General features: G+C 44.8%; 13 protein-coding genes. 11 read left to right on the forward strand and 2 right to left on the reverse strand.

Annotated features, from left to right (window positions below; genetic code table 11):
- Positions 1 to 9 precede the first annotated feature (9 nt).
- Both KW060_RS15680 and hemC read right to left on the reverse strand, forming a co-directional pair.
- Entirely contained in the window at positions 10 to 708 is a 699-nt protein-coding gene (locus tag KW060_RS15680) for a uroporphyrinogen-III synthase (RefSeq protein ID WP_249036390.1), read from the reverse strand.
- Positions 693 to 1,610: a hydroxymethylbilane synthase gene (gene hemC, locus KW060_RS15685; protein ID WP_249036391.1), complete on the reverse strand. Its 918-nt coding sequence runs from the start codon at positions 1,608 to 1,610 to the stop codon at positions 693 to 695. Before hemC ends, KW060_RS15680 begins: the two co-directional genes overlap by 16 nt.
- Before the next feature lie 89 nt (positions 1,611 to 1,699).
- Between hemC and tsaD the strand changes: the two genes are divergently transcribed.
- The 11 genes from tsaD (at position 1,700) to infB (ending at position 12,744) form a co-directional block, all read left to right on the forward strand.
- Positions 1,700 to 2,788 carry a tRNA (adenosine(37)-N6)-threonylcarbamoyltransferase complex transferase subunit TsaD gene (gene tsaD / locus KW060_RS15690; RefSeq protein WP_249036392.1) on the forward strand — a complete coding sequence of 363 codons (1,089 nt, stop codon included), beginning with the start codon at positions 1,700 to 1,702 and terminating at the stop codon, positions 2,786 to 2,788.
- Positions 2,789 to 2,820: 32 nt separating this feature from the next.
- Positions 2,821 to 3,846, forward strand: a complete 1,026-nt coding sequence (locus KW060_RS15695) for an NAD(P)H-dependent glycerol-3-phosphate dehydrogenase (RefSeq protein ID WP_249036393.1) — start codon at positions 2,821 to 2,823, stop codon at positions 3,844 to 3,846.
- An 11-nt stretch (positions 3,847 to 3,857) separates the two neighbouring features.
- Positions 3,858 to 4,157: a YciI family protein gene (locus KW060_RS15700; RefSeq protein WP_249036394.1), complete on the forward strand. Its 300-nt coding sequence runs from the start codon at positions 3,858 to 3,860 to the stop codon at positions 4,155 to 4,157.
- Positions 4,150 to 4,524, forward strand: a complete 375-nt coding sequence (locus KW060_RS15705) for a Rieske (2Fe-2S) protein (RefSeq protein ID WP_249036395.1) — start codon at positions 4,150 to 4,152, stop codon at positions 4,522 to 4,524. Before KW060_RS15700 ends, KW060_RS15705 begins: the two co-directional genes overlap by 8 nt.
- Entirely contained in the window at positions 4,463 to 5,152 is a 690-nt protein-coding gene (locus KW060_RS15710) for an alpha/beta family hydrolase (protein ID WP_420833134.1), read from the forward strand. The genes KW060_RS15705 and KW060_RS15710 overlap by 62 nt, the downstream gene beginning before the upstream one ends.
- Before the next feature lie 137 nt (positions 5,153 to 5,289).
- Complete coding sequence (gene metK, locus KW060_RS15715; RefSeq protein ID WP_249036397.1) at positions 5,290 to 6,456, forward strand: methionine adenosyltransferase; 1,167 nt, start codon at positions 5,290 to 5,292, stop codon at positions 6,454 to 6,456.
- Between the two features lie 39 nt (positions 6,457 to 6,495).
- On the forward strand, positions 6,496 to 7,188 hold the full coding sequence (trmB, locus tag KW060_RS15720; RefSeq protein ID WP_249036398.1) for a tRNA (guanosine(46)-N7)-methyltransferase TrmB: 693 nt from the start codon (positions 6,496 to 6,498) through the stop codon (positions 7,186 to 7,188).
- A gap of 162 nt (positions 7,189 to 7,350) precedes the next feature.
- Positions 7,351 to 7,851 carry a ribosome maturation factor RimP gene (rimP, locus tag KW060_RS15725; protein ID WP_249036399.1) on the forward strand — a complete coding sequence of 167 codons (501 nt, stop codon included), beginning with the start codon at positions 7,351 to 7,353 and terminating at the stop codon, positions 7,849 to 7,851.
- Between the two features lie 66 nt (positions 7,852 to 7,917).
- Positions 7,918 to 9,462: a transcription termination factor NusA gene (nusA, locus tag KW060_RS15730; protein WP_249036400.1), complete on the forward strand. Its 1,545-nt coding sequence runs from the start codon at positions 7,918 to 7,920 to the stop codon at positions 9,460 to 9,462.
- Positions 9,463 to 9,476: 14 nt separating this feature from the next.
- Positions 9,477 to 10,109, forward strand: coding sequence for a DUF448 domain-containing protein (locus tag KW060_RS15735; RefSeq protein WP_249036401.1), 633 nt, complete (start codon positions 9,477 to 9,479; stop codon positions 10,107 to 10,109).
- An 85-nt stretch (positions 10,110 to 10,194) separates the two neighbouring features.
- Positions 10,195 to 12,744, forward strand: coding sequence for a translation initiation factor IF-2 (gene infB / locus KW060_RS15740; protein WP_249036402.1), 2,550 nt, complete (start codon positions 10,195 to 10,197; stop codon positions 12,742 to 12,744).
- The last annotated feature ends 60 nt before the right edge of the window (positions 12,745 to 12,804 follow it).

The raw sequence follows: 12,804 nt of genomic DNA on the forward strand, positions 1-12,804 counted from the left end.
ATATCATACCTAAATCAGTCTTAGTAAGGCTTCTTCATCAGGTTGATCTGCGATTAAAATATCATTCCAGCTTACACTTGAAATGGATTTGGCAATATCACTGCTCATACATAATGCAGAAATGCCGTTTAAATTATCCGTCAAACCAGCTTTTTTTATTGTTTCTATAAATATAAGCGCGCTTCTTGATGAATAAAAGGGGATATAATCAATCGCACCACTTTTTATGTCATTTAAGGCCTTATCCGATAGGGTGTTTTTAGAGACGGCTTCATAAACTTTGATCTCGTTGACATAAAAGTTGTCTTTTTCAAGCAATTGTCCAAGGTCTTTTGAAACATGCTGTGCAGAAAGATACAATAACGGTCCATTTTTAGGATTGAGGAGCATTATAATATCTGAAGCCAACTTTTCAACGTCACCATTTGCACTTTTTACGGCATTAAATCCAGCCTGTTTTGCACATTCAGCAGTTTTATCACCAACTGTTAAAACCAGAATATTGGGTGCGCCATATTGTTCCGTAAATATTTTAACAGCATTTCGGCTTGTAAAGATAAGCGCTTGATATCCATCCAGATGAATTTTTGGGTGGTCTAAAGGTTTAATTTCCATAAGCGGGCTGATGACAGCGTCATGACCATATTTTGCGAGCTTGTTTTTTAAAGCATTGCTGTCTCGTTCTGTACGTGTCAGGAGGAAGCGCATTTTAACAGCTGTCCTAATCGGTCCCCAAGGGCTTCTGGATCATTTTTATCACCACTGACTACATCATGACGCAGATTTGTGCCATCTTCATCTAAAACGCGGCCAGTTAAGGTCATGGTCTCACCCTCTATAACCGCAAGTCCCGCAATTGGTGTGCGGCATGACCCGTCCAGAATATCCAACATACGGCGTTCGGCTCGTACACGTAGTTCAGTTTCTTTATGGTTTAATGGCGCGAGGATTTCGCGCATGGCATCGTTACTTGATGCAATTTCAATAGTAATCGCGCCTTGGGCCACTGCGGGTAACAGGTCTTCTGTTTCAACAGCGTTCACTCGTGGATCATCGATATCCAGTCTGTTTAACCCTGCCATTGCCAGAAAAGTTGCATCAGCAACATTATCATCCAGTTTTTTAAGGCGTGTTTGTACATTTCCGCGGAAATTCACAACTTCAAGGTCTGGGCGCAGTGCTAAGGCCTGTGCTTTCCTTCTTAGGGATGACGTGCCAAGAACGGCGCCCTCAGGCAAATCTTTCAAGGATTTGGCTTTTGAGCTTAGAAAAGCGTCTCTTACGTCCTCGCGCTCCAAATAACAAACGAGCTCTAGTCCCGTTGGTAATCTGGTTGGCATGTCTTTTAAGGAATGGACGGCAATATCAACATCACCTTTATAAAGGGCGTCTTCGATTTCCTCTGTGAAAAGGCCCTTGCCGCCAATTTCACTTAAATTGCGGTCTTGCACTCGGTCACCGCGGGTGGACATAACCTTGATGTCGATATTATCTTCATTAAGGTGGTCGTGTGCCTCTATCAGCAGTCCTTTAACCTCATATGCTTGTGCGAGCGCGAGCTTGCTGCCGCGGGTACCAATGACAATATTATTTTTAACTGTTTCTTGCACTCGTTATGTCCAGATGTTAGAGCCTTAAAGTAATCACTATGATTTATGGTATAAGGTTTAATAGAATTCTTGTGGTGAAGCCAGCAAAGATGACAAAAATTGAAAAAAATCTGATTATGGGTATTGAAAGCAGCTGCGATGAAACGGCTGTTGCTATTGTGTCTGATGCGGGTGATATCTTATCCAATGTGATCTTGACCCAGCTAGATGAACATAAACCATATGGTGGCGTTGTTCCTGAAATTGCCGCCAGATCCCATATTGATCATTTAAACGGACTGATCCGTGAAGCCATGAATGAAGCAAAGGTTGGCTTTGATGATTTATCGGCTATCGCCGTAACATCAGGCCCAGGCCTGATCGGTGGTGTTATGGTGGGTTTGATGACAGCGAAATCAATCGCATTTGCAAGAAAAATACCGCTAATCAGTGTGAACCATCTTGAGGGACATGCCTTATCCATTCGATTAACAGAGGATGTAAAATTTCCTTATCTATTATTATTGGTGTCTGGCGGGCATTGTCAGCTTTTGGTCGTAAAGGGTGTTGGGGATTATCAACGTCTTGGTACAACAATTGACGATGCGGCGGGTGAAGCATTTGATAAAACGGCGAAGATTCTAGGGCTTGGATACCCGGGTGGGCCAGCGGTTGAAAAAGCGGCGCTTAATGGAGATCCGAAAAGATTTAAATTCCCACGTCCCCTAAAAGGAAAGCCCGGCAGTAATTTTTCATTTTCCGGTTTAAAAACGGCGGTACTAAGGGCACGTGACGAGGTCGTTGAAGAAAACGGTGGGCATTTAACCAAACAAGACGTGAGCGATCTTGCGGCCAGTTTTCAGCAGGCGTTAACAGAAACCATACTTAACCGTGTTCAAAACGGCATAAAGGAATATCTGGATACATATCCTGATGCGGAACCGGTGTTTGTGGTGGCTGGTGGGGTTGCGGCCAATAGTGCGATTAAGGAAAAATTGGCGGAACTTTGTAAGGAATATAACCTTACAGTAAAAGCGCCGCCGATGAAATTATGCACGGACAACGGGGCGATGATTGCCTGGGCGGGCGTCGAAAAATTTAAAAGAAATGAATTTGCCGATTTTGATATTGGTGCGGTGGCACGTTGGCCGCTTGATCCTGATGCGCCACCCGCAGTTGGTGCTGGTGTTAAAGCTTAAAAAGCGATAAAAGGATAAAAAAGGAAGTTATTTTGTCTGAAGAAGAAAAAGCTGAAATTACAAAAATTGGTGTTGTCGGCGCAGGGGCGTGGGGAACAGCACTGGCGCAACAATCGGCGAATGCCGGCTGTGATGTAACCCTTTGGGCCCGTGAAGATGAAGTCGTGACGTCAATTAATGAGCGTCATGAAAATGAACTTTTCTTGCAGGGCGTGCCGCTTGCAAAGCAAATTAAAGCAACAAATGATCTTGCGGCGATGGGCAGTATGGATTTCATCTTTATGGTGGTGCCAGCGCAGTTTGTGCGCAATGTATTATCTGATTTAAAACAGTATATTTCTGAAAATGCTGTGATTGTTCTGTGTGCCAAAGGGATTGAACAATCAACAGGCAAGTTAATGACAGAGGTGGTCGCTGAAATTCTTCCTAAATCGCCCCTTGTGGTTTTATCCGGCCCGACCTTTGCCCATGAAGTGGCGAAAGGATTACCATCGGCCGTAACGGTTGCATCAAAATATCAACGCGTTGCCAGAAGGCTTTCTGATGCCATTGGGCTTCCGACTTTTAGACCTTATGCATCACGGGATGTGGTTGGTGCGGAAATTGGCGGCGCATTAAAGAATGTTTTTGCCATTGCTTGTGGTATTACCACTGGCCGCAAAATGGGTGAAAATGCGAGGGCGGCGCTTATAACAAGAAGTCTATCTGAAATGGTGCGTTTTGGTGAACGGTATGGTGCTGAACGGGCGACAATGATGGGGCTTTGCGGACTTGGAGATTTGATCCTTACGTGTTCATCGCCGCAATCCCGTAATATGTCATTAGGGATCGCGATCGGCGAAGGAAAAACCGGTGAAGAAATAATGTCTGGCCGCAGGACCGTTGCGGAAGGGTTCCATACTTCATCAATTTTAGCCAAAATTTGTAAAGATGAGGAACTCGATCTTCCGATTATTATGGCGGTGAATGCCATCTTACACGAAGGAAAAGATATTGATACAGCGATCATGGATCTTCTGAACCGCCCATTCGTTGATGAAATTGAAAATAAAAATTAAAAGGAAATAAAATGCATTACATTATTACCGCGTTTGATAAGGAAAACAGTCTGGAAGTACGCATGGCAAATCGTGCGGATCATCTTGCCTATGCACAGGAAAAAGGCATTGTAGTTTTGGCGGGGCCACTGTTAACAGAAGGGGATGATCCAAAACCACGCGGTAGTATGTTAATTGTTGATGTGAATTCACGCGCAGAAGCAGAAGATTTCGCAGCGAACGACCCTTATAATAAAGCGGGTCTTTTTGATAAAGTAACCATCCGTCGTTGGATGGGTGCATTAGGCCCATGGCTTCCAAGCGGTGAGTAATCCATTAAAATTAAGCGATCTTGATATCGGTGTGAGCGAAGGCGAAATTCTTTGCTCACTCACTGATATTGATGATGGCGGGGCCAAAGAGCTTTCTTACAGAAGCGGCAGCGATATTCATGACATATTTATTCAGCGTGTGGGGAATGATATTTATGCATATGTTAATATTTGTCCACATGCCGGAACACCGCTGAATATGGATGACGGCAAATTTATGGAAAAAACCGGTAAATATTTGATGTGTCACACCCACGGGGCGCTCTTTCAATTGGAAGACGGCTTTTGTGTTGCAGGGCCGTGTAATGGTGCATCGCTGCGTCCGGTGGATATTAAATGCGAAGGGAATAATATCATTGCTTGCTAAGATAGCGGACATGCCGGTCATTTGGGATGGACCAGAAAACGCCGAAAATTTATTTATTCTTGCCCATGGCGCGGGCGCGCCGATGGATACATATTTTATGGATCATTTTGCGAGGGCGCTTTCGGATGCGGGAATAAGGGTTTTAAGGTTCGAGTTTCCCTATATGGCGTTAAGACGTGACGGCGGCAGTAAAAGGCCACCAAACACGCAGAAGGTTCTTCTGGAATCGTGGAAAAAGATCATTGAAGAGGTGCGCAAACCATTCCAAGGAAATGTTTATATTGGCGGTAAATCAATGGGTGGACGCATGGCATCCATGATCGCAGATGAATGCGCAGTAGATGGATTAATTTGTCTTGGGTATCCTTTTTATGCGCCCGGCAAATCCGATAAACCGCGTATTGAGCATTTGGCCGGCCTTGGAACAACTACAATAATTTTGCAAGGCGAACGAGATTCCATGGGGTCAAAAGAGGTGGTCAGTGATTATACCTTATCCGATAAAATTCAGATCAATTGGTTATCCGATGGTGATCATGGATTGAAGCCACGCAAAAAATCCGGATTTACAGAAGAAGAGAATTTAAATACTGCCTCAAAAGCCATTATCGATTTTATCGGTAAATAATCACGAAAAAGATTGAAATTGGTCATTTTTCACTGTATTCACAGTTCTGTTAATTATATATAAAGGTTTCTTTATATAAAGTTTGGTGCATATGTTGTTTTGATTCCACTAAACAGGTTCTGGCCAGGAGCAGAAAATTGAGCAGACAAAATTATTTATTCACAAGTGAATCCGTATCAGAAGGTCATCCGGACAAAGTTGCTGACCGTATTTCCGATAGCATTGTAGACAAATTCCTTAGCCAGGAACCAGAGGCGCGCGTAGCGGTGGAAACGCTAACAACAACGAACCGTGTTGTTCTTGCCGGTGAAGTGCGCGGACCAGCCAGCATCACGAAAGAAGTGATGGAAGAGTGCGCCCGTGAATCTGTTAGAAAAATCGGTTATGAGCAAGACGGTTTTCACTGGAAAAATATGGATGTTTCTGTTCATGTGCATGAACAATCATCTGATATTGCCATGGGTGTTGATGCATCCGGTAATAAGGACGAGGGCGCTGGTGACCAAGGCATTATGTTTGGTTACGCTACCAATGAAACAGAAGACTATATGCCAGCAACTCTTGATTTTTCACATAAAATTTTGAAATCAATGGCTGAAGAACGTCATGCAAGCGATGTTAAAGAGCTTGGCCCTGATTCAAAAAGTCAGGTCACACTCCGGTACGAAAACGGCAGACCAGCGCGTGCGACATCGATTGTGGTATCAACGCAGCATTCAGCGGAAACGTCACAAGAACGCGTTCGTGAAATTGTTATGCCTCATATTGAAAAAATATTACCAGAAGGCTGGCTTCCGACAGACGATGAGATTTACATTAATCCAACGGGGCAGTTTATCATTGGTGGTCCTGATGGTGATGCTGGTCTTACGGGCCGTAAAATTATTGTGGATACATATGGCGGTGCTGCACAGCATGGGGGCGGCGCATTTTCCGGTAAGGATCCAACAAAAGTAGACCGTTCAGCGGCATATGTAACACGTTATTTGGCGAAAAATGTTGTAGCGGCAGGATTATCAGATCGCTGTACGATCCAGCTTGCTTACGCGATTGGTGTATCAAAGCCATTATCGCTTTATGTAGATTTCCATCAAACGGGTAATGTTGATCCGGCGAAGCTTGAACAGGTTCTGTCTGATGTCATGGATTTAAGCCCGCGCGGCATTCGTGAACATCTTGGTCTAAATAAGCCGATTTATGAACGTACGGCGGCTTATGGTCATTTTGGACGTACGCCTGATGCTGATGGCGGCTTTTCATGGGAAAAACTTGATTTAGTTGATGCACTGAAAGCAGAATTCTAATATACCCTTCATTTATCACTGATAAAGAGATGCTGATAAATGAAAGATCTTGAAAATATTCAGGGCAGCCGGATTTATGGACGCCGTCATGGCAAGCCATTAAAAAAAGCCAGCGCTGCCCGCCTTGAAGAATATTTCCCGAAATATTCCATTTCGCTTGATAATGCGGATGTGGATTTCGCTGCGCTTTTTGACCATAACCCAAAAGAATATTGGCTTGAGATAGGTTTTGGTAAAGGCGAGCATCTGGTTGCGCAAGCAAAAGCAAATCCGGATGTGGGTTTTATTGGCTGTGAACCCTTTATCAATGGCGTATCCGGGTTGATTGATCATATGGACCGCGAAGGGGTTACCAATATCCGTTTTTTCATGGATGATGCCCGTCTTTTGATGGACAAGATGCCAGATAATTTTATTTCGCGCGCCTTTATATTATTTCCTGATCCATGGCGTAAAAAGCGTCATTATAAACGCCGGGTGGTCAGCCCTGGTAATGTGGCTGTTTTATCGCGTCTTTTAAAATCAGGGGCCGAGCTTCGTATCGGTACAGACCATCATGATTACTGCCGCTGGATACTAGCAAGAATGCTTGAAAATCCGGATTTTAACTGGCAATCAAATGGCCCTGAAGATTGGCATATAAGACCGGATGATTGGCCGGCAACAAGATACGAATTAAAGGCACTTGAGGTCGGCAGATTGAGCGCCTATATGTCCTATATCAGGAAATAACATTGCGCGCTAAACGTGCCTATCAATAAAGAACTTGAAGTTCCGGTAAATTCCTCTATATATAGAGGGAACCGAATCACTTGAAAATTGAAATTTTTTAGTGCGGGCAAGTGTTTCACTGGCCTGCTTTTTTGTTTTGGCAGCAAAGTACTGGAATTAATTATGTCGTCATCATTGACGAAAAAGATCGCAGAGCTTATCGAACCGACCATTGAAGAAATGGGGTACGAGCTTGTACGAGTGCAAATGTTTAGCTCACCTAAGGGTGAAGCCTCAACGCTTCAGGTTATGGCCGAAGCAGAAGATGGTACCATGAATGTTGAAGCTTGTGCCAAGATCAGCCGTGAAATTTCAACTCTGCTTGATGTGGAAGATCCAATTGATAGTGAATATGTACTGGAAGTAAGCTCACCTGGTCTAGACCGTCCGCTGACAAGAATGAAAGATTTTGTCAATTACGCGGGTTACGAAGCCAAGGTTGAGCTGATCAAAGCAGTAGATAATAGAAAACGCTATAGAGGTAAGCTTCTTGGTGTGGAAGAAGAAAAGATTTTAATAAATGTTGATGGCGAGAGGTATGCTCTCGATTTTGATGACATTTTAAAAGCAAAACTGGTAATGACAGACGATTTGATTAAGCTGGCGACAGCAAAACCGTCATAAATATCGTCTAAAATGAAATTTGATTAAAACTGGTATAGGGTACCAGATAAAACGGAGCCAAAAATTATGACTGCAGTAAGTGCAAATAGATTGGAGCTTTTACAGATTTCTGATGCGGTAGCGCGTGAGAAAAATATCGACAAGGAAATCGTCCTTGGTGCCATGGAAGAGGCGATCCAGAAAGCGGCCCGCTCTCGCTATGGTATGGAAAACGAAATTAAAGCTCATATTGATCGCAAGACTGGCGATATCAAGCTTTACCGTGTGCTTGAAGTGGTGGAAAATGTAGAAAACCATTCTACTGAGATCACTGTTGCGGATGCGGTTCAATTTAAAGACGATCCGCAAATTGGTGATATTCTTGCGGATGAACTTCCTGCGATTGATTTTGGTCGTGTTGCTGCACAAACGGCAAAACAAGTTATCGTGCAAAAAGTACGCGAAGCCGAACGTGCCCGTCAGTATAACGAATATAAAGACAAGATCGGTGAAATGATCAACGGCGTTGTAAAGCGTGTTGAATACGGCAATGTGATTGTTGACCTTGGTGCTGCTGAAGCGATTATCCGTCGTGACCAGCTTATCCCACGTGAACATATCCGTAACGGTGAACGTGTTCGTGCAATTATTCAGGACGTGCGTGAAGAGCCACGCGGCCCACAGATTTTCTTATCTCGTTCGCACCCTGATTTCATGGCGAAATTATTTGCTGGTGAAGTACCGGAAATTTATGACGGTGTAATTGGCGTTGTTGGTGTAAGCCGTGACCCGGGTAGCCGTGCGAAAATCGCGGTGACAAGCAACGATCCAAGCATTGATCCTGTTGGTGCTTGTGTCGGTATGCGCGGTAGCCGCGTTCAAGCGGTTGTGGAAGAGCTTCAGGGCGAGAAAATTGACATCATTCAATGGTCGCCGGATCCTGCCACATATATCATCCGTGCGCTTGCGCCAGCGAATGTGACCAAAGTGGTTATTGACGAAGATGCCGGTCGTATGGATGTGGTTGTTGGTGAAGATCAGTTAAGCCTTGCGATCGGTCGTCGTGGTCAAAACGTGCGTCTTGCATCACAGCTGACTGAATGGCAAGTGGACATTATGACTGAAGCGGATGAAAGTGAACGTCGTCAGGCAGAATATAAAGAGCGCAGTGAACTATTCATGAACCAGCTTGATGTTGATGAAACATTGGCGCTTCTACTTGTTGGTGAAGGTTTCCGTAACCTTGAAGAGGTTGCTTATGTGGCACCGGATGAATTTGCCGGCATCGAAGGTTTTGACATGGCCCTTGTGGAAGAGCTGCAAAATCGCGCCCGCGAAGCCATCGCAAATATTGTTGAAGTTGCTGAAAGCAAACGTGTTGAGCTTGGTGTAACAGATGAACTTGCCGCGATTGAGGGCTTAACAGCACCGATGCTTGTTACCCTTGGTGAAGCGGATATTAAAACGCTTGATGATCTTGGTGATCTGGCTGGTGATGAGCTTACAAGTCAGGAAGATGGTATTCTTCGTGGATATGATCTTTCTCTTGATCAGGCCAATGAAATGATTATGGCGGCACGCGCCCATTGGTTTGATGACGAAGAAGAGACATCAGAAGCGGCAGAAGAATAAGAACAGGACGTAAAGTGACCGGCAAGACGAGAGAACGAAAATGTTTGGTCACTGGCGATGTTCTTCACGCGTCTGAAATGATCCGTTTTGTTGCAGGACCAGATGGAACAATTGTTCCTGATGTTGCAGCAAAACTCCCTGGCAGGGGGTGTTGGTTAACCGCTGACAGAAAGATTATTGAAGAGGCAATAAAGAAAAAAACCTTTTTAAGGGTTGGAAGAGATCTTCTGAAAAACATCAAGGGTGATGTTGAAAATGTAGAAGGTGAAAAGGCTCTTAAAAAAGAAACCGTCAAGGTAAGTGAAACTCTGGCGGATCAGGTTGAAGTGCTACTACATAAAAGGGTTCTCGATTATGTAGGGCTTGCGAACAGAGCCGGGAATATTATTACCGGTTTTGAAAAAGTAAGGGCAGCGCTTAAAGGCGGCAAAACGAAAGTTTTGATAACAGCCAGCGACGCTGCCGAGAACGGACGCAGTAAAATGTGTCAGGGGCTTGATAATTTGCAGGTAATTGATATCTTTGCCCGCGATGATTTAAGTCAGGCAACCGGACTTGAAAATGCAGTGCATATTGCGCTCTTGCCCGGTGGCATAAGTGATAGTTTGTTACGGGAGGTTTCCCGGTATGGACGTTGCAGGAACTAGGTTATTTAAGACGCTGTTCTTTTCTTATTATGTAAAAAGTTTTTTTATGTTAAAAGGTTAGAACGGTTTTTAAGGCGAAAAAAGAATGAGTGACGATAAAAAGAAAAAAACACCACTATCAACATCTGGGCGTAAAACGCTTCAGATGAAGCCTTCTGGCACCTTAAGTGCTGGTGGCGGTGCAAGTGGTGTTGTGGTTCAGCGCAAAAAGAAATTGATTATGCCTGGCCAAAAAGCTGCGCCTGAAACACAATCTGCAAAGCCAAAATCCATTATCAAAACACCATTTGATGCGGAAAAGAAACCAGCACCGGCACCGGTTGAAGAAAAGAACACAGGCGGTCTTTCTGATAGTGAGCGTGAAAAACGCGCGAAAGTTTTAGAACAAGCACAAAAAGATGCTGACGCGAAAGCGAAAAAGGCAGCCGAGGAAGCAAAGCGTAAAGCCGTAGAGGACGCCGCAAAAGCAGAACGTCTTGCGAAAGAGGCTGAAGAAAATAAGAAAAAAGCCAAGGCAGAACCGCCAGCCAAGCCAAAGCCTGAAGTGGACGAAGCAAAGCGTAAAGCTGACCTTGAAATGAAGAAAAAAGCCGAAGCTGAAGCTAAGAAAATTGCAGAGGCAGAAGCGAAAGCACAAGCGGCAAAAGTTGCAGCAAAGGCGCCCGCTAAGCCTGCGCCTGCACCGAAGCCAGTTGCAAAAGAAGTGCCAAAACGTCCAGAAGTTAAGAAAAGCCGCATGGATGATAATCGCCGTCGCGGTGGTAAACTAACGGTGACACAGGCGCTTTCTGGTAATATGGAACGTCAACGCAGTCTTGCGTCATTAAAGCGTAAACGCGCGAAAGAAAGACGCCAAAGCGGCCTCGTGGAGCCTGCGAAAAAAGTTTACCGTGAAGTGGTTGTGCCTGATCATATTACTGTGGCGGAACTTGCAAACCGTATGACGGAAAAAACCGTTGATGTGACACGTGCATTGATGAAAATGGGTGAAATGTTAGGTCCAAATGATCAGGTTGATCATGATGTGGCAGAGCTGATCGTTGAAGAATTTGGCCATAAATTAAAACGCATTAGTGCCTCTGACGTTGAAACCGATCTTGGCGGCCCTGAAGATGCAGATACAGATCTAGAGCCACGCGCACCAGTTGTGACCGTAATGGGGCACGTTGATCATGGTAAAACATCGATCCTTGATGCGCTTCGTAAAACAAGTGTAACCGAGGGCGAAGCAGGCGGTATCACGCAGCATATCGGCGCCTATCAGATTAAACTTGCATCAGGCGATAAGATTACATTCCTTGATACACCTGGCCATGCCGCCTTTACGGCGATGCGTGCACGCGGTGCACAAGTCACTGATATTGTGGTGCTTGTGGTTGCCGCGGATGACGGCATTATGCCACAGACGATCGAGGCAATTTCACATGCAAAAGCAGCGGAAGTTCCAATTGTTGTTGCGATCAATAAAATGGATGCGCCGGGTGCGAACCCGATGAAAGTGCGTCAGGACCTATTGCAACACGAAGTTTTCGTGGAAAGCATGGGCGGTGAAATTCTTGATATCGAGGTTTCCGCCAAGCAAGGTACCGGTCTTGATAAACTTGAAGAAGCAATTCTTCTGCAAGCAGAACTTAATGATCTTAAAGCTAACCCGAACCGTACAGCAAATGGTGCAGTGGTTGAAGCCAAGCTTGATAAGGGCCGTGGTGCGGTTGCAACAGTGATTATTCAGCGCGGTACGCTTAAAGTGGGTGATGTGCTTGTCGCCGGAACAGCATGGGGCCGTGTACGTGCTCTTGTTGATGACCGTGGTTCACAATTAAAAGAAGCTGGCCCATCAACACCGGTTGAGCTGCTGGGTCTTGATAGCGCGCCGGGTGCGGGTGATGATTTTGTTGTTGTTGATGACGAAGCAAAAGCACGTAGTGTTGTTGATTTCCGTCTGAAGAAAATCAAAGACGACAAGAATAAAACACCACAAGCAAGCCTTGAAAACATGTTTGATAAGCTTAAAGAAGCTGAAATCTCAACAGTTCCAGTGCTACTTAAAGCTGATGTACAAGGTTCACTTGGTGCTATTGAAAGTTCACTTGAGCAATTAAATACTGACGAAGTGCGCTGTAAAATCGTTCATAGCGGCGTAGGCGGCATCAGTGAAACTGATATTGGTCTTGCGATTGCAACGGGTGCACCGGTTATCGGCTTTAACGTTCGTGCGAGCCGTAATGCTGCCGATCAAGCCCATCACGAAGGCGTCGAAATTCGTTATTATTCAATCATTTATGACCTGATTGATGACATTAAGGCTGTGATGTCTGGCATGCTTGCGCCGGATGTTAAGGAAACAATCATCGGTACGGCTGAAGTGCTTGATATCTTTAACGCTGGTAAGGGTAAAGCGGCCGGTTGTCTTGTCACCAGTGGTGTTGTTAGACAAGGTGCAAAGGCGCGCTTGTTGCGTGATGATGTGGTTGTATACGAAGGTGACCTTGGTTCACTTCGCCGCTTTAAAGATGCCGTTAAGGAAGTTGAAAGTGGCGTAGAGTGCGGAATGAACTTCGCCAGTTACAATGATATGAAGGTCGGCGACGTTATTGAATGTTACACAGTCGAGGAAATCGAGCGTAGCCTTTAAGTCGTTCTTTTAAGGTTAATTCGGCTTCCCTTTAAAAATTGTGGGGAAGCCGTTTTTTAT

This window comes from Pseudemcibacter aquimaris, assembly GCF_028869115.1.
Classification (GTDB): Bacteria; Pseudomonadota; Alphaproteobacteria; order Sphingomonadales; family Emcibacteraceae; genus Pseudemcibacter; species Pseudemcibacter aquimaris.

Coding starts and splice junctions, on each gene's coding strand:
- KW060_RS15700 (WP_249036394.1), top strand. CDS start 3,858: ATGCATTACATTATTACCGCGTTTGATAAGGAAAACAGTCTGGAAGTA.
- tsaD (WP_249036392.1), top strand. CDS start 1,700: ATGACAAAAATTGAAAAAAATCTGATTATGGGTATTGAAAGCAGCTGC.
- nusA (WP_249036400.1), top strand. CDS start 7,918: ATGACTGCAGTAAGTGCAAATAGATTGGAGCTTTTACAGATTTCTGAT.
- infB (WP_249036402.1), top strand. CDS start 10,195: ATGAGTGACGATAAAAAGAAAAAAACACCACTATCAACATCTGGGCGT.
- KW060_RS15680 (WP_249036390.1), bottom strand. CDS start 708: ATGCGCTTCCTCCTGACACGTACAGAACGAGACAGCAATGCTTTAAAA.
- trmB (WP_249036398.1), top strand. CDS start 6,496: ATGAAAGATCTTGAAAATATTCAGGGCAGCCGGATTTATGGACGCCGT.
- rimP (WP_249036399.1), top strand. CDS start 7,351: ATGTCGTCATCATTGACGAAAAAGATCGCAGAGCTTATCGAACCGACC.
- KW060_RS15710 (WP_420833134.1), top strand. CDS start 4,463: ATGGTGCATCGCTGCGTCCGGTGGATATTAAATGCGAAGGGAATAATA.